The sequence below is a fragment of the Microbacterium sp. NPDC087591 genome, from assembly GCF_044743625.1.
In the GTDB taxonomy this organism is placed as follows: Bacteria; Actinomycetota; Actinomycetes; order Actinomycetales; family Microbacteriaceae; genus Microbacterium.
The window spans coordinates 1,962,537-1,984,407 of record NZ_JBIUWU010000001.1 but is presented as its reverse complement, the minus strand read 5'-3'; the positions used below and the strand labels follow the sequence as shown (position 1 = coordinate 1,984,407).

General features: G+C 70.3%; 19 protein-coding genes. 12 read left to right on the top strand and 7 right to left on the bottom strand.

Going from position 1 to position 21,871, the window contains the following annotated elements; genetic code table 11:
- Positions 1 to 13: 13 nt before the first annotated feature.
- The 3 genes from ACIOVG_RS09400 to ACIOVG_RS09390 form a co-directional block, all read right to left on the bottom strand.
- A complete protein-coding gene (locus ACIOVG_RS09400) occupies positions 14 to 1,987 on the bottom strand; it encodes a carboxypeptidase regulatory-like domain-containing protein (protein ID WP_400872028.1) in 1,974 nt (657 codons plus the stop codon).
- Between the two features lie 168 nt (positions 1,988 to 2,155).
- Positions 2,156 to 2,803 carry a dihydrofolate reductase family protein gene (locus tag ACIOVG_RS09395; protein ID WP_400872025.1) on the bottom strand — a complete coding sequence of 216 codons (648 nt, stop codon included), beginning with the start codon at positions 2,801 to 2,803 and terminating at the stop codon, positions 2,156 to 2,158.
- 10 nt (positions 2,804 to 2,813) lie between these two features.
- Positions 2,814 to 3,233: a VOC family protein gene (locus ACIOVG_RS09390; RefSeq protein ID WP_400872022.1), complete on the bottom strand. Its 420-nt coding sequence runs from the start codon at positions 3,231 to 3,233 to the stop codon at positions 2,814 to 2,816.
- 150 nt (positions 3,234 to 3,383) lie between these two features.
- Here ACIOVG_RS09390 and ACIOVG_RS09385 point away from each other — a divergent pair, with 150 nt between their 5' ends.
- The 5 genes from ACIOVG_RS09385 (at position 3,384) to ACIOVG_RS09365 (ending at position 8,781) form a co-directional block, all read left to right on the top strand.
- Positions 3,384 to 4,658: a sensor histidine kinase gene (locus tag ACIOVG_RS09385; protein WP_400872019.1), complete on the top strand. Its 1,275-nt coding sequence runs from the start codon at positions 3,384 to 3,386 to the stop codon at positions 4,656 to 4,658.
- Positions 4,655 to 5,344, top strand: a complete 690-nt coding sequence (locus ACIOVG_RS09380) for a response regulator (RefSeq protein WP_400872016.1) — start codon at positions 4,655 to 4,657, stop codon at positions 5,342 to 5,344. Before ACIOVG_RS09385 ends, ACIOVG_RS09380 begins: the two co-directional genes overlap by 4 nt.
- A gap of 41 nt (positions 5,345 to 5,385) precedes the next feature.
- Positions 5,386 to 6,576 carry a benzoate/H(+) symporter BenE family transporter gene (locus ACIOVG_RS09375; RefSeq protein WP_400872013.1) on the top strand — a complete coding sequence of 397 codons (1,191 nt, stop codon included), beginning with the start codon at positions 5,386 to 5,388 and terminating at the stop codon, positions 6,574 to 6,576.
- A 181-nt stretch (positions 6,577 to 6,757) separates the two neighbouring features.
- Complete coding sequence (locus ACIOVG_RS09370) at positions 6,758 to 7,654, top strand: ABC transporter ATP-binding protein (protein WP_400872010.1); 897 nt, start codon at positions 6,758 to 6,760, stop codon at positions 7,652 to 7,654.
- A 50-nt stretch (positions 7,655 to 7,704) separates the two neighbouring features.
- Complete coding sequence (locus ACIOVG_RS09365) at positions 7,705 to 8,781, top strand: ABC transporter permease (protein WP_400872733.1); 1,077 nt, start codon at positions 7,705 to 7,707, stop codon at positions 8,779 to 8,781.
- Positions 8,782 to 8,850: 69 nt separating this feature from the next.
- Here the strand turns inward: ACIOVG_RS09365 and ACIOVG_RS09360 are convergent, their stop codons facing one another.
- On the bottom strand, positions 8,851 to 12,312 hold the full coding sequence (locus ACIOVG_RS09360; protein ID WP_400872007.1) for a proline dehydrogenase family protein: 3,462 nt from the start codon (positions 12,310 to 12,312) through the stop codon (positions 8,851 to 8,853).
- Between the two features lie 153 nt (positions 12,313 to 12,465).
- On the opposite strand from ACIOVG_RS09360, the gene ACIOVG_RS09355 reads away from it, so the two are divergent.
- Entirely contained in the window at positions 12,466 to 13,374 is a 909-nt protein-coding gene (locus ACIOVG_RS09355) for a LysR substrate-binding domain-containing protein (protein WP_400872004.1), read from the top strand.
- 96 nt (positions 13,375 to 13,470) lie between these two features.
- Complete coding sequence (locus ACIOVG_RS09350; RefSeq protein ID WP_400872001.1) at positions 13,471 to 14,058, top strand: nitroreductase family protein; 588 nt, start codon at positions 13,471 to 13,473, stop codon at positions 14,056 to 14,058.
- Between the two features lie 74 nt (positions 14,059 to 14,132).
- Here the strand turns inward: ACIOVG_RS09350 and ACIOVG_RS09345 are convergent, their stop codons facing one another.
- Both ACIOVG_RS09345 and coaBC read right to left on the bottom strand, forming a co-directional pair.
- A complete protein-coding gene (locus ACIOVG_RS09345; protein WP_400871998.1) occupies positions 14,133 to 16,340 on the bottom strand; it encodes an ATP-dependent Clp protease ATP-binding subunit in 2,208 nt (735 codons plus the stop codon).
- A 124-nt stretch (positions 16,341 to 16,464) separates the two neighbouring features.
- Positions 16,465 to 17,679: a bifunctional phosphopantothenoylcysteine decarboxylase/phosphopantothenate--cysteine ligase CoaBC gene (gene coaBC, locus ACIOVG_RS09340; RefSeq protein ID WP_400871996.1), complete on the bottom strand. Its 1,215-nt coding sequence runs from the start codon at positions 17,677 to 17,679 to the stop codon at positions 16,465 to 16,467.
- A 67-nt stretch (positions 17,680 to 17,746) separates the two neighbouring features.
- On the opposite strand from coaBC, the gene ACIOVG_RS09335 reads away from it, so the two are divergent.
- Positions 17,747 to 18,466 carry an NRDE family protein gene (locus tag ACIOVG_RS09335; protein WP_400871993.1) on the top strand — a complete coding sequence of 240 codons (720 nt, stop codon included), beginning with the start codon at positions 17,747 to 17,749 and terminating at the stop codon, positions 18,464 to 18,466.
- A gap of 56 nt (positions 18,467 to 18,522) precedes the next feature.
- A complete protein-coding gene (locus ACIOVG_RS09330; protein WP_400871990.1) occupies positions 18,523 to 19,530 on the top strand; it encodes a LacI family DNA-binding transcriptional regulator in 1,008 nt (335 codons plus the stop codon).
- Between the two features lies 1 nt (position 19,531).
- On the opposite strand, the gene ACIOVG_RS09325 is transcribed toward ACIOVG_RS09330, so the two are convergent.
- Positions 19,532 to 20,497, bottom strand: coding sequence for a GlxA family transcriptional regulator (locus ACIOVG_RS09325; RefSeq protein WP_400871987.1), 966 nt, complete (start codon positions 20,495 to 20,497; stop codon positions 19,532 to 19,534).
- 87 nt (positions 20,498 to 20,584) lie between these two features.
- Between ACIOVG_RS09325 and ACIOVG_RS09320 the strand changes: the two genes are divergently transcribed.
- The 3 genes from ACIOVG_RS09320 to ACIOVG_RS09310 are packed head-to-tail and all read left to right on the top strand — an operon-like array spanning position 20,585 to position 21,869.
- Entirely contained in the window at positions 20,585 to 20,719 is a 135-nt protein-coding gene (locus tag ACIOVG_RS09320) for a hypothetical protein (RefSeq protein ID WP_400871984.1), read from the top strand.
- A 9-nt stretch (positions 20,720 to 20,728) separates the two neighbouring features.
- Positions 20,729 to 21,361, top strand: a complete 633-nt coding sequence (locus tag ACIOVG_RS09315) for a LysE family translocator (RefSeq protein ID WP_400871981.1) — start codon at positions 20,729 to 20,731, stop codon at positions 21,359 to 21,361.
- Positions 21,362 to 21,398: 37 nt separating this feature from the next.
- Complete coding sequence (locus ACIOVG_RS09310; protein ID WP_400871978.1) at positions 21,399 to 21,869, top strand: hypothetical protein; 471 nt, start codon at positions 21,399 to 21,401, stop codon at positions 21,867 to 21,869.
- The last annotated feature ends 2 nt before the right edge of the window (positions 21,870 to 21,871 follow it).

Genomic DNA, 21,871 nt, shown 5'->3' with positions numbered 1-21,871 from the left:
GCGCCACCTCCGGTCAGCTCTCGACGCGGCGTCGACGCACCAGCAGCAGCCCGAGCACGACGGCGGCGAAGGCGGCCGCCACCGCGGCGACCGGCGCGTCAGCACCGGTGCTCGCGAGCGCGCCTCCGGCACCGGTCGCCGCGGTCACGCGGATCGCCGCGCTCGCGACGACCTCGGACTGCGCGTTCAGCGCCACGATCGTGTGCGCACCGACGGATGCGCCGGCCGGAATGCGGAGGGTGCCCTTCAGTGCCCCTCCGGCGTCAGCGGTGAGGGTCCCCAGCGCCAGCGGGTCGGAGTGGAGCTCGAACGACACCTCCTCGCCCGGGACGAATCCGGTGCCCGAGAGTGCGAGCTGTCCGCCGGCGCGCACCGAGTCCGCGGCGAGCGTGAGCCGCGGCTTCGACGCGGGTGCGTCGCACTCCATGGTCAGCGACACGTCTGCCCCGATCGCGGTATCGCCGGGAGCGAGTTCGAACGACTCCGCATCCTCGAGTCGCAGCGCGCCGCCGGAGTACTGCGAGCAGTACCCGGGCATCTCGACCCCGATCGTGTAGCGCCCTGCCGGAAGGATGCCGCCGTCCTGCGAGGAGTCGGGGCTGAAGGCGAAGGCACCCCAAGAGGGAACTCGCAGCGCCTCGACCCATTTCTCGCCATCCCAGCGATAGGCGACGACGGTCGCCCCTTCACCACCGGGGGCACCGGCACCCTCGAGCGTCACGTTGCCGCGGATGTCCACGCCCAGGTCCAGCGCGAAGCCGATGCCGCTGAGGTCGACGTCGTCCCCGAGGGTCAGCACGGTGGCGTCGTCTGCCGTCACGGCGTTCTCGTAGTACTCGCTCGCGTACACGGGCTCGACGACGGATGCCTGCGCGCGCAGCACGTAATCTCCCGCCGGAAGGGTGAGCGCGTAGGAGCCGTCGTCGGCGCTCGTGGCGGACCCCACGGGCAGGTCGCCGATGAACGCCATCACGCTGATGCCGGCGAGAGCCTCGCCGTCCGACCGGACGGTGCCGGTGATGGCCGTCCCCGCCGCCAGCTCCGCATCGACGCCCTGGCGCTGCTCCCCGGATGCGACGGTGATCGCCGTCGCCTCCTGGACAGTGGAGGCGTCATCCCAGAACTCGGTGAAGAGCCGCGCATCGGTCGGGCGGAAGCGCAGCGTGTAGGAGCCGGGTGCGACCTCGGCCCGGTACGAGCCGTCCTCCTCGATCGTCACGCTCGGGCCGCCCATCTGGCCGAGCGGCCAGATGTCGACCGTGCCTGCGACCGGAGATCCGTCGGATTCTCGCGTGACCTGGCCGCTGATGACAGCTGCCTGCGCGAGCCCCGCGTCGATGCCCGAGGCACTCTCGCCCGCGACGACGGTCACAGGAGTGGCGCTCGCGCTGTCGACGGCGTCATCCCAGTACTCTCCGGTCAGGCCGCTGTCTGCGGGACCGTCGAAGCGCACCGTGTACTGGCCGGAGGGCAGGCCGCCGACGAGGAATGAGCCGTCCTCCTGCGTCCACGCCAGTTCGGCAGTCCACGATCCGTCGACGGCAGAGACCGCGACGGTCGCGCCCGCCACCGGCGTTCCGTCGCCGTCGCGGGTCACGGATCCCGTGATCGATCCGGCGGCCTGCAGCGAGGCGTCGATGCCGGTGAGGGTCTCGCCGGCGACGACGGTGAGGCGCTGGGCGGCCTCCCTGTCGGACGCGCCGTCCCAGTACTCGGTGAGGAGATCCGGTGCGGCGCCATCCGGAGCGAACCGCACGATGTATTCGCCTGCGGGCAGATCGGTGACGGTGTAGCCGCCGGTCGCATCCGAGGAGCCGTTGAAGGAGAAGCCGCCCGCGGTGGGGGAGATGAAGACGCCGACGCCTTCGACGGGCGCACCGCCCGCCTCCCGGGTGATGCTGCCGGTGATGGTCGCCGTCGTCGCCTCGGCATCCGCCGCCGCGGTGAGTGCACCCCCGCCCAGCACCAGGACGGCTGCGCCGATCATGCTGATCCAGCTGCGAATGGTCCGACGGCGCGCAAGGCGCGATGAAGAAGAGAAAGTCACACGCTGAAGCTATGGGTCCGCTGTACGGACGCGCAACAGCAGATCACGTGTCGAACTCGTGTGTCAGGATTTCCGGACTCGCGCAATAGGGCGATCAGAAGGGGAGGATCAGCCGAACGAGGCGACCTCCGGCACCCGGTCTGTGCGGCCGTAGCGCAGAAGCGTCACTCCGCCCTCGTCGGTGATCGGCGGGGCGAGCAGCCGCAGCACCGCGGGGAGCGCGTCGTCGTCGAAGACCTTCTTGCCCGCGCCGAGCAGCAGGGGGTAGACCCAGAGGTTGAGCTCGTCGAAGAGCCCATCGGCGAGGAGCGTGTGCACGAAGTCGATACTGCCGATCACGTGCACCTCGCGGTGGGCCTCCCGCATGAGCGCGATCTCGGCGGCCAGATCGCCGCCCACGCGAGTGCTGCCCGCCCAGTCGAGCACAATGCCGGCGTCCCGCGTCGCGACGTACTTGGGCACCCGGTTGAAGAGTTGTCCGATGCCACCTTCCGGCCCCTCGGTGTGATGCGGCCAGTACCCGGCGAAGATGTCGTACGTGCGGCGGCCGAGCAGCAGAGCGTCGAGCTGCCGCATGCCTTTCTCGATCTCGGGCCCCACGCCCTCGGACGGATACCCGGCCTGCCATCCGCTGAAACGGAAACCACCCGAGGTGTCTTCATCCGTGCCGCCCGGCCCCTGAGCCACGCCGTCGAGGCTCATGAACAGGTCGATCAGGATGCGACCGGAGGCCTCGCCTGTGGGCTGCTCGCTCATGAGATCGCCCTCAGCCGACGTGCTCCGGGCCGTTCTCGACGGCCTCCGGGGTCATGTAGAGGAAGCCCAGCGAGTTTCCGTCGGGGTCGTCGATGTCTCGCGAGTACATGAAGCCGTAGTCCTGTGCGGGCTTCGGCTCGGTGCCACCGGCGGCGAGGGCCTTGTCGACGATCTCATCGACATCCTCACGCGAGGCTCGGCTGAACGAGACCGACACCTGGGCGACCTCGTTCGGGTCGGCGATGGGCTTGTCGGTGAATGTGGCGAAGAACTCGCGCTTGAGGATCATGAAGAAGATGTCCTCCGACCACACCACGCAGGCCGCGTTCTCATCGGTGAACAGCGGATTGATCTCGCATCCGATCGCGGTGTAGAACGCCTTGCTGCGCTCGAGATCGGTGGTGGGCAGATTGACGAAGACCTGTGTCATGGTGACTCCTCTGTCGGTGCGGAGCCGATCCCCGTCGACCTCCGAAGTCGATGCTCGTCTCTCGCGCAACCCCGGTCAACCCCTCTTCTGCGGGGTTCGTCCGTCTCACGGGGGATGCCCCGGCATCCCCCTCCGCCCTACGGTGGGAGGATGCCGTTCACCCGCACGCCGACCGACCGCGACCGCCGCAATGACGCGCTGCTGGCGGGCGTGCTGTTCGTCGGAGCCGTCATCAGCGCCGCCCTGTCGTCGATCGCGCAGATCTACGGCGATGAGCAGGCACCCCTGTGGACCGCGCTGATCTACGCCGTGGTCGTGACCACCCCCCTCGTATACCGTCGCCGCTGGCCCGGCATCGTCGCCGTCGTGACCTCGACGGCCTACTTCGTCGCGGTGACCGTGAAGGTGCCGGAGCTCTACGTCGGCAACATCGCCATGTTCATCGGCCTGTACTCGGTCGGCGCCTGGATGAACGACCGCCGCCGCGCCATGATCGTGCGCACCGCGATCATCATCGGCATGTTCGCCTGGCTGCTGATCACCATGTACTACGAAGCCATCAAGCAGGCGGACGAGGCCGACGTGGTCGCCGGCGCCTTCTCCCCCTACATCGCCTTCATGATGCTCCAGATCCTGCTGAACGCGCTCTACTTCGGCGGGGCGTATTACTTCGGCGAGCGCGCGTGGGCCTCGGCAGCGGAGCGGACGGTGCTGGAGCAGCGCACGATCGAGCTGGAGCGCGAGCGCGAGGTCACGGCCGCGCAGGCCGTGGCGCTGGACCGGGTGCGCATCGCGCGGGAGCTGCACGACGTGGTCGCCCACCACGTGTCGGTCATGGGGGTGCAGGCAGGAGCCGCCCGCCTGGTGATCGACCGTGATCCGGCGGAGTCGACACGGATCCTGACCGGGATCGAGTCCTCCGCGCGCGACGCGATCGGCGAGCTGCGCCAGCTGCTGGAGACGCTGCGCACGCCCGGCGGCGACACGGCGGAGCCGGCATCCACCCTGACGCTCGACGACATCGCCGAGCTCACCGCGTCCTCCACGGAGGCCGGGCTGCCCACGGAGTACACGGTGATCGGCGACCCCGTGCGGGTGCCCTCGGTGGTCGCCGTGAACCTGTATCGGATCGCGCAGGAGTCGCTCACGAATGCCCGCCGGCACGCGGGTGTCGGAGCGACGGCGGATGTGCGGGTGCGCTACGACCACGACGGCGTCGAGGTCGAGATCGTCAACACCGGCCGCACGGTCGGTCAGCTGCGCCCTGGGCTCGGACAGCTCGGCATGCGCGAGCGTGCGATCGCCTCCGGCGGCACCATCGAGGTGTCGCCGCGGCCGCACGGCGGAGTGCGGGTGCGGGCCCGCGTGCCGCTGCCCGCCGTCTCCGTCTCCCCTGTCAGCCCCGTCGCCCAGGAGCACGCATGACTGCCACCCCCATCCGCGTGCTGCTCGTCGACGACCACGCGATGCTCCGCGCGGGCTTCCGCACGATCCTCGAGACGCAGCCCGACATCACGGTGGTCGGCGAGGCGGCGACCGGAGCGGATGCCGTCGCGCAGGCATCCGCTCTGCACCCCGACGTCATCACGATGGATGTGCAGATGCCCGACATGGACGGCATCGAGGCGACCAGACTCATCGTGGCCGACCCCGAGGTCGCCGCCGCGATCGCGATCGTCACGACCTTCGACCGCGACGACTACCTGCACAGGGCGCTCGAGGCCGGAGCCAGCGGGTTCCTGCTCAAGAACGCCGACGCCGAGGACCTGATCGCCGCCGTGCGCGCTCTCGCCGCCGGCGACGGGATGCTCGCACCCGAGGTCACGCGCCGCGTGCTCGCCCGGTTCGCCGCGACGCCGGCCGCCCCGGTCGCGGCTGCGGCCCCGGAGGCACCCGCACGCCCCGCGACCGTGCTCGCCGACCCGCTGACCGAGCGCGAGGCCGAGGTGCTGACGCTGCTCGCCGACGCCCGCAGCAACGCCGAGATCGCCGGAGCGCTGTACATCGGCGAGGCCACGGTCAAGACGCATGTGTCGCGCATCCTGCAGAAGCTCGGCGCACGCGACCGCGTGCAGGCCGTCGTGCTGGCGCACCGCCTCGGGCTCGCCTAACGATCCGCGGAACGACCCCGCCCGAGCGCTAGCCTCGGAGCATGCCCGGCACCACTCCCCTCACTCGCCCGAACGGGGTGTCCCGCCCGATCCTGGCCGGCGTCGTCACGGCGCTGGTGGGATTCACGAGCTCCTTCGCCGTGGTGCTCACCGGCCTCCACGCCGTGGGCGCGACGCCCGCGCAGGCGGCCAGCGGGCTTCTCGCCCTGAGCCTCACGATGGGCCTCGCCTGCGTCGTGCTGGCCTGGCGGTATCGGATGCCGATCACCGCGGCGTGGTCGACCCCCGGTGCCGCGCTGCTCGCCGCGACCGGTGCGGTGGAGGGCGGATGGCCGGCCGCGGTGGGCGCCTTCCTCGTGGCGTCAGCACTCATCCTGCTGACCGCGCTCTGGCCGGCACTGGGCGCGCTGATCGCCCGCATCCCGCCGTCGATCGCCCAGGCGATGCTCGCCGGAGTTCTGCTGCCGCTGTGCCTCGCACCGATCACCGGCCTCGTGGCGAACCCCTGGGGCGTCGTGCCTGTCGTGGTGACCTGGCTGATCTTCGCCCGGTTCGCGCCGCGGTGGGCGGTTCCGCTCGCCTTCGTCACGGCCGCCGTGGTGGTCGCCGTCTCGCTCGTGCAGGCGGGGGCGCCCGTCGATCCCGCGCTGCTGCTGCCGCGATTCGAGCTCACGGCTCCGACCTTCACGGTGGGCGCGCTGGTCGGCCTGGCGCTGCCGCTGTTCATCGTGACGATGGCCTCGCAGAACGTCCCCGGTGTCGCGATCATGCGCAGCTTCGGGTACGAGGTGCCCTGGCGCCCGGCGATGCTGGTCACCGGACTCGGCACCGCGCTCGGCGCACCGGCCGGCGGGCACGCGATCAACCTCGCCGCGATCAGCGCGGCCCTCGCCGCAGGGCCGGATGCCGACCCCGACCCGCGACGACGCTGGGTCGCCGGAGTCTCCACGGGCGCGTCCTACCTGGTGCTCGGCGGGTTCTCGGCCGCGTTCGCCGCCCTCGTGCTCCTCGCGCCGGAGGCCGTGATCCCCGCGGTGGCCGGTCTCGCGCTGTTCGCCGCGTTCGGATCATCGGTGCAGCAGGCGATCGACGACCCCGGCGAGCGGCTCCCCGCCGTGGTGACCTTCCTGGTCGCCGCATCCGGCGTCGCGGTGCTGGGCGTCAGCGCCGCGTTCTGGGCGCTCATCGCCGGACTCCTGGTACGCACGGTGCTGCACGCCCGGCGGCACTGAGGCGCCTCCGGGTTCGTCGAGTGCACGGCTTAGCATCGACTGCACGACATCCGCGCGTGGATACGTCGTGCACTCGGCAGCATCCCGTGCACTCGGCAACAGCATCCGCCGAGCGGATGACAGCGGGAGAGTCCGCCGCAGGGGGGATGCCGGGGCAGGGGCGTGTCCGTAGCGTGGGGGCATGACCACTGGACCCCTGGAACTGACGGGTATCACCAAGAGCTACGGCTCTCGGCGCGTGCTCGACGACGTCTCCTTCACCGTGACCCCTGGACGACTCACCGGCTTCGTCGGCGGCAACGGCGCCGGCAAGACCACGACCATGCGGATCGTGCTCGGGCTGCTGTCCGCCGATGGGGGGAGCGTCGACCTGAACGGCAGGCCGCTCACCACGGCCGACCGGCGCCGCTTCGGCTACATGCCGGAGGAGCGCGGCCTCTACCCCAAGATGAAGGTGCTCGAGCAGATCGTGTACCTGGCGCGGCTGCACGGCTTCGGCAAGCCCGAGGCCACCGAGCGCGCGACCGAGCTGCTCACCGAGCTGGGCCTGGGCGAGCGCCTGAACGACACGATCGAGTCCCTCTCGCTGGGCAACCAGCAGCGGGCGCAGATCGCGGCCTCCCTGGTGCACGACCCCGAGGTGCTCATCCTCGACGAGCCGTTCTCCGGCCTCGACCCCCTCGCGGTCGATGTGGTCGCCGGCGTGCTGCAGTCCAGCGCCGCGAAAGGCGCGGCCATCCTGTTCTCCTCGCACCAGCTCGACGTGGTCGAGCGCCTGTGCGATGACCTCGTGATCCTCGCCGGCGGCACGATCCGCGCAGCGGGCTCGCGGGATGCACTGCGCTCCGAGCACGCGGGCAACCGCTATGAACTGGTCTCGGCGGGCGACGCCGGCTGGCTGCGCACCGAACCAGGCGTCACGGTCGTCGACTTCGAGGGCGGCTACGCGCTCTTCGACGCCGACGGTCCGGACACCGCGCAGCGCGTGCTGCGGTCCGCCGTCGACCGCGGCGATGTCGCGAGCTTCGCCCCCAAGCATCCCTCTCTCGCCCAGATCTTCAAGGAGGTCATCCAGTGAACCCTTCGACAGGCTCAGGGACCCAGCGCGGCTCAGGGGACCAGCGGAGCATGCAGACCTCGAACGGCATCTGGCTCGTCGCCGAGCGCGAGATCGGTTCGAAGCTGCGCAGCAAGGCGTTCCTCATCTCGACCGGCATCCTGCTGCTGATCGCCCTGGTCGGCATCCTGCTCTCGGGATTCGCGAGCAAGGGTGCGGCGGACGAGAAGATGCCGGTGGCGGCGACATCGCAGACCGAGGCAGCCGTCTCGGCTCTGCCGAACGTCACCGTGACCGCGGTCGCGGACGAAGCGGCGGCCGAGGAGCTCGTGCGCTCCGAGAAGGTCGACGCCGCGGTGATCCCCGGTGACGGCCCCTCCGGTTACACGATCATCGCGCTGAAGGACGCTCCCGGCTCGCTCGTCTCGGCGCTGTCGCAGTCGCCGGACGTCGTGATCCTCGACCCCGCGACCACCAACCCGCTGCTGCGCTACTTCATCGCGATCGGCTTCGGTCTCGTGTTCATGATGGCCGCGGCGACCTTCGGCGGCACGATCGCGCAGAGCGTGGTCGAGGAGAAGCAGACCCGCGTCGTGGAGGTGCTGCTGTCGGCGATCCCGGCTCGCACGCTGCTCGCCGGCAAGGTGATCGGCAACACGGTGCTCGCGATGGGACAGATCCTGGCCCTCGCCGCGATCGCCACGGTCGGGCTGATCATCACGGGCCAGAACGAGATCCTCGCCACCCTCGGGTCCCCGATCATCTGGTTCGCGGTGTTCTTCCTGTTCGGGTTCATCCTGCTGGCGTCGATGTTCGCCGCCGCGGCATCCATGGTCTCCCGCCAGGAGGACATCGGATCCACCACGACCCCGATCACGATGCTGATCATGGCCCCGTACATCCTGGTCATCGTCTTCAACGACAACCCGCTGGTGCTGACGATCATGTCGTACGTGCCGTTCTCGGCTCCGGTCGGGATGCCGATGCGCCTGTTCGTCGGCGAGGCGCAGTGGTGGGAGCCGCTGCTGAGCCTCGTGATCCTCTTGGCGAGCTGTGTGGCGGCGATCGTGATCGGCGCGAAGATCTACGAGAACTCGCTCCTGCGCATGGGGACGCGCGTGAAGCTGAAGGAGGCGCTGCGCGGCTGACGCGCACGCCGGACACGAAACCCCCTGTCGCGACCCGCGGCAGGGGGTTTCGTCGTCACTGACCGAGACTCAGATCACGCCGTCCGTCAGCCCGGTCGGGTTGCCGAAGCGGTGGTTCGTGATCGACACGGCCTGCTCGTGCAGGAACGGCAGCATCTCGACGCGTCCGGCACCGGTCACGGCGTGCGACCACACGGCCACGTCGGGGCTTCCGCCCAGCGCGGCGAACAGCGCCGAGGCGTCGCCGCCGACCAGACGCACCCGCTGCCAGCTGCTCTTGCCCTTCGACACCGCCTTGGCGTAGTGCTTCACCCAGGCCGCATCCTTCTCGTGCGTCACGGTCACGCCCTGCGCACGCAGGGCCTTCTCGATGCCGCTCGGCAGGCTCGCGGCCGAGACCGTGAACGGGCTGCCGCTGCGCAGGGCCGCAGCGAGCACGCGCACGCCCTCCACCAGCGGCGCGTCCTCCGACAGGCGCACGTCGACGGCGACAGGACGGTAGCGGAACAGGTTGCGCTCGACCCCCAGACCCGACTTATCGGAGACGGCGCCGAACTCGGAGGTCCAGGCGTGCTCGTCGGATGCGGCGGCCCGTCGCAGCCAGTCGCCCTGCGCATCGTCGAGCTCGCCGGCGGCCGCACGCAGCAGCCCCTCGATCGCGGGCGCCATCGCTGCACCCGGCACCGCGGCCGGCAGCTCGGAGGCCGCCCACTCGCCGAGGCCGAACAGGTAGTTCGGGCCACCGGCCTTCGCGCCGGCGCCGACGGCCGAGCGCTTCCAGCCGCCGAACGGCTGACGCTGCACGATCGCGCCGGTGATGCCGCGGTTCACGTACAGGTTGCCCGCTTCGACGCGGTCGAGCCAGGTGGCGACCTCGGCCGAGTCGAGCGAGTGCAGGCCGGCGGTGAGGCCGTAGTCCACCGCGTTCTGCAGACGGATGGCCTCATCCAGGTCCTTGGCGTGCATGACGCCGAGCACCGGGCCGAAGAACTCCGTCATGTGGAAGTACGAGCCCTCGGCGACGCCGGTCTTCACACCGGGGGTCCACTGCGTGCCCTCGGCGTCGAGCTTGCGCGGCTTCACGAGCCACTTCTCGCCCTTGCCGAGCTCGGTCAGCGCGGCGAGCAGCTTGCCGTCGGCCGGCTCGATGATCGGCCCCATCTGGGTGCTCGGGTCGTCGGGCAGGCCGACGCGCATCGAGGCGACCGCGTCGACGAGCTGACGCTCGAACCGCTTCGAGTCCGCGACAGAGCCGACGAGGATCGCGAGCGACGCCGCGGAGCACTTCTGCCCTGCGTGGCCGAAGGCGCTGCGGGCGACGTCGGCGGCGGCGAGGTCGAGGTCGGCCGACGGCGTCACGATGATCGCGTTCTTGCCGCTGGTCTCGGCGAGCAGCGGCAGGTCGGACCGGAACGAGCGGAACAGCTGGGCGGTCTCGTAGGCGCCGGTGAGGATCACGCGGTCCACCTCCGGGCTCGCGACCAGGCGGGTGCCCAGGTCGCGCGAGGCGAGGTCGACCAGGGCGAGCAGGTCGCGCGGCACGCCGGCGGCCCACAGCGCCTCGATCATCACGGCGCCGCAGCGCTGCGTGAGCTTGGCGGGCTTGATGATCACACCGGAGCCGGAGGCGAGCCCGGCCAGCACACCGCCGGCGGGGATGGCGACGGGGAAGTTCCACGGCGGGGTCACGACCGTGACCTTCGAGGGGAGGAACTCGGCGCCCGAGACGGTCTCGAGGTCCTTCGCGCGCTCGGCGTAGTAGTGCGCGAAGTCGATCGCCTCACTGACCTCGGGGTCGGCCTCGGCGAGGGTCTTGCCCGCCTCGTGCGCCATGATCTCGAGCAGCTGGCCGCGACGTGCGGAGAGCTCATCGCCCGCACGGTGGAGCACGGCGGCGCGCTCGGCGGCGGGAAGAGCGGCCCACTTCTCCGCCGCGGCGGTGGCGGCGGAGAAGATGGCGTCGAGCTGCTCGGCCGTCTCGACGCGGGCGGCGGCGATCGCGTCGACACCGAGAGTCGTGTGCACCGAGCGCTGCAGGATCGCGCGGCCCCAGGCGCGGTTGGCGCCGAGGGCGGGGTCGGTGTCGGGCTGGTTGTGGAACGCGGTCGTCGGGGTGGCGGCATCCGCCTCCGTCTGCCGGTTCTGCACGCGGTTCGACGTGGGCACCGAGCGGTCGGCTTCGAGCCCGGCGAGCGAACGCTCGAAGCGCTCCCGCTCCCGCCTGAGCAGTGTCGGGTTCGAGGCCAGCTCGAAGACGGCCGACATGAAGTTCTCCGGGCTGGCGTTCTCCTCCAGGCGGCGCACGAGGTAGGCGATCGCCACGTCGAACTCCGCCGGGTTCACGACCGGCGTGTACAGCAGCAGGCGGCCGACGTCCTTGCGCACGGCCTCCGCCTGACCTGTCGCCATGCCCAGCAGCATCTCGTACTCGACGAGCTCGCCGCCGTCGACACCGCGCGCCTGCGAGAGCAGCCACGTGTAGGCGATGTCGAAGAGGTTGTGCCCGGCGACGCCGATGCGCACGGCGTCCAGGCGCTCGGGGGTCAGCGCCCAATCGAGCACGCGCTTGTAGTTGGTGTCGGAGTCCTGCTTGGTCGAGTAGGTCGCGAGCGGCCAGCCGTGCACGGCGGCGTCGACGTGCTCCATCGCGAGGTTCGCGCCCTTCACGACGCGCACCTTGATGGGCGCTCCGCCCTTCGCCCGCCGCGCGGTCGCCCACTCCTGCAGGTGCTGCATCGCGCCGAGGGCGTCGGGCAGGTAGGCCTGCAGCACGATGCCGGCTTCGAGGTTCTCGAGTCCCGGCTGGTCGAGGATGCTGGTGAACGCCGCGATCGTCAGGTCGAGGTCGCGGAACTCCTCCATGTCGAGGTTGATGAACTTCGCCTTGCCGGCGGCCTCGGAACGTGCCGCGAGCTCGTACAGCGGGGTGAGGCGGGTCACGACGTCGGCGACGGCCTCGTCGAACGACCACATCGACAGCTGGCTGACCACGCTGGACACCTTGATCGAGACGTAGTCGACGTCGTCGCGGGCGAGGAAGTCGCTGGTGCCCTGCAGGCGGCGTCCGGCCTCGCGCTCCCCGAGCACGGCCTCGCCGAGCAGGTTGAGGTTCAGACGGTTGCCGCCCTTGCGCAGCTTCGCGATCGCCGGGCCGAGCTTGGCCGGCGTGGCGTCGAGCACCAGGTGGCCGACCATCGCGCGCAGCACGCGGCGGGAGATCGGCACCACGACGCCGGGGAGCTTCGGGGCCATGAAGCCGCCGGTCTTGATCGCGGCGCGCAGGTACCAGGGCAGCAGCGTGGGGGTGATCTCCGAGATCTCGGAGAGCTTGCGACCCGCGACGCTCAGGTCCTCGGGGCGCATGACACCGTCGACGAAGCCGACCGTGAAGTCGAGACCGTTCGGGTCCTTCAGCACCTCGGCGAGACGCTGGGCGGCGGGTTCGACGGGGTGCGTCTCGCTCTCGGCGAGCCAGCGCTGCACGACGGCGGCGACGTCCGAGGTGCGGGGAGTGGTGTCGACGGCAGTCATCGGCGGGAAACCTCCAGGTCGGGAGCGCACACCTCGGGATCGTGTGCGGCTGGATCATTGTCATCCGCGGCGGTAGGCTCCGTCTATCAACCGATTCGAGTGGATTCTGTTCACTCAAGCTGAACGAACTTCACCACCTCGAAAGGATCCACCGTGCTCGACGTCAACCGCCTGCGGATGCTCGTCGAGCTCAGTCGCCGCGGCACGCTGTCGGCCGTCGCCGACGCCCTCTCGTACAGCAAGGCGTCGGTCTCGCAGCAGCTGAGCGCGCTGGAGCGCGACGTGGGCGTGCCGCTGCTGCGTCGGGTGGGCCGCGGTGTGCAGTTCACCCCGCAGGGCAACGTGCTGGTGGCCGAGGCGATCGGCATCCTGGACCAGCTCGAGCACGCCCAGGTCGCCGTGGCGGAATCGCTGACCGAGGTGACCGGCACCGTGCGCATCGCGGTGTTCCAGTCCGCCGCGCACTCGCTGCTCCCCCGGGCGCTCGAGTCGCTCAAGGCCGACCATCCGGCACTGCGCGTCGAGGTGACCGAGTGCGACCCCGAGACCGGGCTGGTCGGCGTCTCCAGCCGCGACTTCGACCTGATCCTCGCCGAGCAGTATCCCGGCGTCACCCGTCCGATCCACGCCGACCTGGACCGCGTCGCGCTCGCCCACGACGCGATCGCCCTGGCCCGACGCCCCGGCACCCCCGACACCGCGGATGCCGTCGCCGCTCTCTGGTCGACGCGCGAGCAGCCGTGGGTACTCGAGCCGGCCGGCACCGCGTCGCGGGCCTGGGCCGAGCAGCTGTGCCGCACGGCCGGGTTCGAACCGGACGTGCGCTTCGAGGTCGCCGACCTCACCGCCCACGTGCGCCTGATCCGCGCCGGCCTCGCCACCGGACTCCTGCCGGAACTGGTCTGGGCCGGGGAGAACCCGACCGTCGCGCTCACCGCACTGCCCGAGCAACCGCGGCGCGAGATCTTCTCGTCCGCGCGGCGGGTGTCGGCCGCAGCGCCGTCGATCCGCGCAGTGCGTCGCGCCCTGGCATCCGCTGCCTCGCACAACCTGCTCGACTGACAGGGACACATCGGGAATATGCATGCACATGCATCCGTTGAGTCCCGTGTAGCCGGACGAAGGAGTCCGATCCACTCCTTCTGAAAGGGCATCACCGTGAGCACTCCCGTCATCGATCGCACCGCACCGACCGAGCACCCCGTCCTCGACGTCCTCGCCGGACGCTGGAGCCCCCGCGCCTACGACGCGCAGAACTCGATCGACGAGGGCAAGCTCGCCACCGCTCTCGAAGCGGCCCGCTGGAGCCCCTCCGCGAACAACTCGCAGCCGTGGCGCTTCATCGTCGCCCGTCGCGGAACCGCCCTGCACGCGCAGGTCGTCGACGCGCTCGTCGGCTTCAACCAGGCCTGGGCCGCGAACGCCGCCGTGCTCGTCGTCGCGATCGCCGAGACCGCGACCGCGGACGGCACCCCGATCACGCACGCCTTCTACGACCTCGGTCAGGCCGTCGCGCACTTCTCGGTGCAGGCGCACCACGACGGTCTCCTCGTGCACCAGATGAGCGGTTTCGACCCCGAGGTCGTGCGCGAGTTCGCCGACCTGGAGGAGCGCTTCGTTCCCGCCACCGTCTTCGCGGTCGGCGAGTTCGGTGACGTCGAGGCCCTGCCCGAGGTGTTGCAGGAGCGCGAGGTCGCCCCGCGCGTGCGCCGCCCGATCGCCGAGTCCGTGATCCTCAGCGCCTGAGCTTCTCGCACACACGAAGAGCGCCGCCCCGGGATTCCGGGGCGGCGCTCTTGTGTTGCTGCGGAGTGCGACTCTCAGTCGTCGAGCAGTTCCGCCTCGATCACGTCGTCATCGAGGTCGGGCTCTGGGGTGGCGCTGGTGAGCACCAGGCCGGAGCCGTCTGCGGCCATGTCGACCCGCACGGTGTCGCCGTCGCGCACACCGCCGGAGAGCAGCGCCGTCGCCAGCTTGTTCTGCACCTCGGACTGGATCAGTCGCCGCAGCGGACGCGCACCGAACATCGGGTCGTACCCGCGCTCGGCGAGCCACGCCCGCGCGTCGGGGGTGACCGCCAGCGTGAGTCGACGGTCGTGCAGTCGCGCGTGCAGCTGATCGACCGACAGCTCCACGATCTGCGCGAGGTCGTCCTCGCTGAGAGCCTGGAACATCACGATGTCGTCGAGGCGGTTCAGGAACTCCGGGCGGAACGCCTGCCGCACGAGCGCCATGACCTGATCGCGCTTCTCCTCCGGCGCGAGCACCGGGTCGATCAGGATCGGCGATCCCAGGTTCGACGTCAGGATCAGGATCACGTTCGAGAAGTCGACCGTGCGGCCCTGACCGTCGGTGAGCCGACCGTCATCGAGCACCTGCAGCAGCGCGTCGAAGACCTCCGGGTGCGCCTTCTCCACCTCGTCGAGCAGGATCACGCTGTACGGACGACGCCGCACGGCCTCGGTCAGCTGACCGCCCTGCTCGTAGCCGACGTACCCCGGAGGGGCGCCGACGAGACGCGAGACCGAGTGCTTCTCGCCGTACTCCGACATGTCGATGCGCACCATGGCGTGCTCGTCGTCGAAGAGGAACTCCGCGAGCGCCTTGGCCAGCTCCGTCTTGCCCACACCGGTCGGGCCGAGGAACAGGAACGAACCGGTCGGCCGACCGGGGTCGCTGATGCCCGCACGGGAGCGGCGCACCGCATCGGACACCGCCTTGACGGCATCCTTCTGTCCGATCAGTCGCTTTCCCAGCTCGGCTTCGAGGTGCAGCAGCTTCTCGGACTCTCCCTGCAGCAGCCGACCGACGGGGATGCCGGTCCACGCCGCGATGACGGCGGCGATGTCCTCTTCCGTGACCTGCTCGTTGACCATGCGCGGTTCGGCGGGGGTGGCCGCCTCCGCCTGCTCGGCCTCGGCGATGTCGCGCTCCAGGCGCTTGATCGTCTCGTACTCGAGCTTCGACGCCTTCGTGTAGTCGGCGTTGCGCATCGCCTGGTCGCGCTGCGTGATCGCGTCGTCGAGCTGCTTCTTCAACTCACCGACACGGTTCAGGCTCTGACGCTCCCGCGCCCAGCGGGCTTCGAGTTCGGCGAGCTGGGTCTCCAGGCCGACGAGCTGTTCGCGCAGCGCGCCGAGGCGCTCCTTCGAGGCCGCGTCCTTCTCGCGCTTCAGAGCGAGCTCTTCGAGCTTCATCCGATCGACCTGCCGCTTGAGCTGGTCGATCTCGACGGGCGAGGAGTCGATCTCCATCTTGAGCCGCGACATCGACTCGTCGATCAGGTCGATCGCCTTGTCCGGCAGCTGACGGGACGGGAGGTAGCGACTCGACAGTGCAGCGGCGGCGACGAGGGCGCTGTCGGAGATCGTGACACCGTGATGCGCTTCGTAGCGGCCCTTCAACCCGCGCAGGATGGCGATCGTGTCCTCGACCGTCGGCTCGCCCACGTACACCTGCTGGAAGCGGCGCTCCAGGGCGGCATCCTTCTCGATGAACTCGCGGTACTCGTTGAGCGTGGTCGCGCCGATCAGGCGCAGCTCGCCACGGGCCAGCATCGGCTTGAGCATGTTGGATGCCGCGACCGAGCCCTCTCCGCCGCCGGCACCCATCAGCACGTGCAGCTCGTCGATGAAGGTGATGATCTGCCCGTCGGACTCGGTGATCTCCTTGAGGACCTGCTTCAGACGCTCCTCGAACTGCCCGCGGTACATCGCGCCGGCGACGAGCGCGGAGATGTCGAGCGTGATCAGCTCCTTGTCCTTGAGGGACTCGGCGACGTCACCCGCGACGATGCGCTGGGCGAGTCCCTCGACGACCGCGGTCTTTCCGACGCCGGGCTCGCCGATCAGCACCGGGTTGTTCTTGGTGCGGCGGGTGAGCACCTGACTCACGCGACGGATCTCGCTGTCGCGCCCGATCACGGGGTCGAGCTTGCCCTGGCGTGCGCGGTCGGTGAGGTTGATACCGAACTGCTCGAGGGCGGACTGCTGATCTTGGTTCTGCGAACTGTTCTGCGGGTTCGTCATCTGTCCCTCCTGAGGAGACTCCTTCTGGCCGGATCCGTCCGCGCCTCTCAGGCCGAACGGTAAAAGTTGAGTTCTGTTGACTCAAGTTTACCAGGCGACCCCTCCCTCGGCAATGCCCTTCGGATCAGCGCGCGGCGAGAACCGCATCCCAGATCACGGCCGCGACCTGGCGTTTTGTTCCGGACGACGTCGCCACCACCGCGCCGTCCGCCCCGATGATCTCGACGGCGTTCTCCGCCCGCTCGAAACCGTGCTCGGCGTCGGCGAGATTCACCGCGAGCAGGTCGACGCCCTTGCGCTCGCGCTTGCGCCGCGCGCGCTCCCTGCGCTGCTCGGCGTCACGCAGGGTCTCCGCCGCGAACGCCACGATGGTCTGCCCGGACGGCGCCCGCCCCTCGGCGCGTGCGACGGCGAGCGCCGCGACCACATCCTCGTTCTCGACGAGGTCGATGCGGGTGAGCACCCCCTCCTCCTTCGTGAGCTTGTGCTCGGACGCCTGGGCCGGGCGGTAGTCGGCGACCGCGGCGGCCATGATCACGACGTCGGCCGTGGCGGCGGCATCCTTCATCGCGGAGGCGAGCTCGGCGGCGGTCCCGACGTCGTGCACACGGATCGCAGGGTGCGTCGCGGCAGCATGGACGGCCTGCTCGACATGAGCGGCGACCAGCACGACCTCGGCCCCGCGCGCGGCGGCCTCCGCGGCGAGCGCGGCTCCCTGGCGTCCGCTGGAGCGGTTGCCGAGGAAGCGCACCGGGTCGATCGGCTCCCTGGTGCCGCCCGCGGAGACGGCGACGCGGAGGCCGGCGAGATCCTGCGGGGCGACGACCGCCAGTGCGGCCGAGACGATCTCCTCCGGTTCCGACATCCGTCCTGGTCCGGTGTCTCCGCCCGCGAGCTCGCCCTCGGCGGGGCCGACGATGTGCACGCCGCGCGCGCGCAGGGTCGCGATGTTCGCCTGGGTGGCCGGGTGCCGCCACATCTCGGTGTGCATGGCGGGGGCGATCACGACCGGGGCGAGCGTGGCGAGCAGCGTCGTGCCGAGCAGGTCGCTCGCGAGGCCCGCCGTCATCGAGGCGATCGTGTTCGCGGTCGCCGGGGCGACGATCACGAGCTCCGCCGCCTGCCCGAGCGCGACGTGGCGCACCTTCGCGACGTCGTCATGCACGCTCGTGGTGACCGGATGCCGACTGATCGCCTCCCAGGTGGGGAGTCCCACGAAACGCAGCGCGTCTTCGGTCGGCACCACGGTCACATCGTGACCGGCCTTCGTGAGCAGGCGCACCAGGTGCACGGACTTGTAGGCGGCGATACCACCGGTGACTCCGACGACGATGTTCACATTCCGATTCTGCCGCAGCGGGGCCGCGCCGGGGCCGGCATCCGTGCGCGCTTCTAGACTGAGACGCGTGTGCACAGTCGTGATCGATGTCGAGGATGCCGGATCCGCTCGGTTGCTCGCCGTCCGCGACGAGGACCCGCAGCGCGAGTGGGACGGACTCGGCCCGTGGTGGCCGGAGCAGTACCCCGGCGTCACCGGCGTCCGTGATCGTCGCGCGGGTGGCGCCTGGCTCGCCGTGAACGCCGCGGAGCGCCGGCTGGCCGTGCTGCTCAACCGCGCCGACGTGGGAGATCTGACCGAGGACCGCGCCGTCTCACGAGGGTCGCTCGCCCTCGAGTCCGTCGCCGGACGCTCACCGCAGGGCCCGCTGCCGATGCACGGCTTCAACCTGCTCGAGGTGCGACCGGAGGGTGCCAGGGTGCTCTCGTGGGATGGTGCGACGCTGCGCGAGACGCCGGTCGACGCGGGCACCCACATGATCGCGCACGATGATCTGGATGACGATGCGACGCCGCGCATCCACGCCTGGCTGCCCCGCTTCCGTGCGCTCGGCCCCGCTGCCGCGAGCGCCGCGTGGGCGGATGAATGGATCGCGCTGCTAGCCGAGACCACGACCCTCTCCCCCGAGGACGACAGGGCGATCATCCGCGACAACCGTCCGCACGGCTACCCCACCCAGTCGCTGCTGTACTGCGTGGCATCCGTCACCGGTGCAGGCGTCGACGTGCACGACCGCGCGCTGCCCTCTCCTGCGCACTGGAGTGCGGACACCGGCGCGACTGCGTAGTCATCCGCGCGTTCGCGTCCGTCTACGATGGGAGTTCCGGACGGAAGAGGGAGACCATGCCGCCCAGATCTCGCGGAGTGACGAGCATCGACGTCGCCAAGGCGGCCGGCGTGTCGCAGACGACCGTATCGCGCATCGTGAACGGCCACGAGGGGGTCTCGGAGCGCGTCCGCACCAAGGTCGAGAACGCCATCCAGCAGCTGGGATACCGCCCGAACCTCAGCGCGCGCAGCCTGGTCACCAGTCGCACCCACACGATCGGCGTCGTGCTCGGCGACCCGCGCAACAGCTACTACGCGGAACTGCTGCACACGATCAGCGACGAGCTCACCCGCGCCGGCTACCGCGCGCTCATCCTCAGCGGACGCGCCGACACCACCGAGGACCTGGCCAGGACGCTGTGGGAGACGAACGTCGACGCGGTCATCCTGACGACCACTCTGCTGCCGCCGGATGACGAGGGGCGCATCGTCTCGCTGGGCGTCCCCTCGGTCACGATGGGTCCGGGCACCGCACCGGAGACCGCGACGATCTCGCCGGACAACCTCGAAGGCGGCCGGATCGCCGGGCGCCATCTGGTCTCGCTCGGGCACCGACGCATCGGGGTGATCGCCGGCCCGCTGGGCGCGACCTCGGTGCGCGACCGCCACGACGGCTTCCTGCAGGAGCTGGCCGCCGCCGATGTCGCCTTCGACGACGATCTGCTCGAGGTCGCGGACCTCGACTACACCCGCGCCTTCGAGGCGGCCACCCGCCTGCTGCAGCGTGCCGACCCGCCCACCGCACTCTTCTGCCACAACGACCTCGTCGCCTTCGGCGCGCTGAACGCCGCGAAGGCGCTGCGCGTCGCGGTGCCGGAGGACGTGTCGATCCTGGGCTTCGACGACGTGGCCATGTCGTCGTGGGAGGCGTTCGACCTCACGACCGTGCGCCAGCCCATCCTCGAGATGGCACGGGGAGCGGTCGAGATGACGTTGGCCCTGCTCGACGAGCCGGAGCAGGAGCGGGAGCACCTGGTGCTGCCGTGCACCCTGGTCGAGCGCTCGACGACCCGCGCGCTCTGAGTCAGGCCGCTGACTCCTCCGCACAGGAGAAGCGCGCGCGGTAGGCGGTCGGCGTGAGGCCGAGCACACGCCCGAAGTTCTGTCGCAGCACGGCCGCCGAGCCGAAGCCGCACTCGTCCGCGATCTGCTCCAGCGCCATGTCGGTGCGCTCCAGCAGCCGCTGGGCGTGGATGATGCGCTGACGTGCGAGCCACGCGGCCGGGGTCGCACCGTACTCCGCCTTGAACCGACGCGCGAAGGTGCGCGGCGACATCAGCGCTTTGGCCGCGAGCTGATCGACGCCGAGGTCATCGCGCAGGTGCGCCACCGCCCAGTCGGCCACGGCCGCGAGCGAGTCGCTCGGCACCACGGGGATGGGGCGATCGATGAACTGCGCCTGACCGCCGTCGCGCTGCGGCGGCACCACCATACGACGGGCGATGCGGTTGGTGATCTCGGCACCCAGCTCCTGCCGGAGCAGGTGGAGGCAGGCGTCGATGCCCGCGGCCGTGCCGGCACTGGTGATGATCTTGTCGTCCTGCACGAAGAGCACGTCCGCATCGATGTCGACCTGCGGGTACATCTGCGCCATGACATCGGAGTACATCCAGTGCGTGGTCGCCCTGCGCCCGTCGAGCACGCCCGCGGCGGCCAGGATGAACGACCCGCTGCACACGCTCATGACCCACGCGCCGCGGGCGACGGCGTCACGGGCGACATCGAGCAGCAGCGGGTCGATCCGGTCCCAGTACGCGCGCGGGAGCGGGCAGAACACCACCAGGTCGGCCTCGTAGGCGAACGAGAGGTCGTGCTCCACGTTCACTGAGAACCCCATCTTCGACTCGACGACGCCGGCCCGGGGCGCCACGATGCGGAAGTCGAAGTTCGGCACCCCGTCATCCGAGCGATCGAGACCGAAGGCCTCGCATGCCACTCCGAACTCGAACGGGGCGAACCCGTCCTGGATGATGCAGGCGACCGTCTTCATGCGCGCTCCCGAGCTTGGCAGTTTTCACACGATAGCAGTCATTTCTGCCACTCGTGGCCGATCGACATCGATCGTAGCGTTTCTGCCATGATACTCCTCATCGCACTCGCCGCCCTGGTGATCTGGGCCATCATCGCCACCGCCATAGTGGTCCGCCGTGACGGATACCGCCCCACACCCACGGATTGGAGCAGAGTCGTCGGCGACGACCAGCGGGTGTAGCGTCGGCTCATGATCCCTCCCGACGCCCTGGTCGCGTTCGTCATCGCCTCTGTCGTGATCATCGTCATCCCCGGTCCCAGCGTGCTGTTCGTGATCGGCCGCTCCCTCGCACTCGGTCGTCGCGCCGGAGTGCTGAGCGTCGTCGGCAACGCCCTGGGCACGGTACCCGCGGTCCTGGCCGTGGCCTTCGGCGTCGGCGCGATCGTGGCCTCCTCCGTCGCCGCCTTCACCGTCATCAAGCTCGTGGGTGCGGCCTACCTCGTGTGGCTCGGCATCCAGGCGATTCGTCACCGACACGACCACCGCACCGCCGCAGCGCAGATGCCCGCCTCCGCCGGGAAGCTCCTGCGTCAGGGCTTCATCGTGGGCGTCACGAACCCCAAGACCATCGCGTTCTTCGTCGCGGTGCTCCCCCAGTTCGTCACCCCGTCCGCGGGGCCGGTGTGGGCACAGCTCCTGCTGCTCGGCCTGATCTTCCCCACCCTCGCACTGGCATGCGACAGCGTGTGGGCCCTCGCCGCCGGCACGGCCCGCACCTGGTTCGCGCGGTCGCCGCGACGCATGTCGACCCTGTCCGGCACCGGCGGAGTCATGATGATCGGACTCGGCGGCACACTCGCGTTCACCGGCGCGAAGAGCTGACGCTGCTCGGTTCTGCGGCGAGACTACGCTCGACCTCATGAGCGAGCCGCAGCAGCCCCCTGTTCCGCCGTCCGTGCAGCCACTCCCGGCTCAGCCCCAGTACCCGGCATCCGGGCAGCAGCCGGCTGCCGCCCCCTACCCGCCAGCTCCGCATTACCCGACCCCGGCTCAGCACCCGGCTGCCCCTTCCGCCCCCGCACAGCGCACCGGCAACACGCTCGGCCGCGTCGCACTGATCGTCGCACTGCTCTCGGCGGGGATGCGACTGCTGACCTCGCTGCTCTACCCGCTCGTCTATCCGGGCGCCGACTGGACGATCGGTGTCTTCACCGCGGGGTCCACCGGAATCGCCCTCCTCGGGTACATCACGGCACTCGTGCTCGGCGTGATCGCCGCCCGTCGCCCGGGGCCGCACCTCTGGGCAGGCATCGCGATCGGACTCTCCGCGGCGTACCTCATCACGCTCGCGATCGAGTGGGCCTCGTCGATGCTCTACCGCTTCCTGTAAAG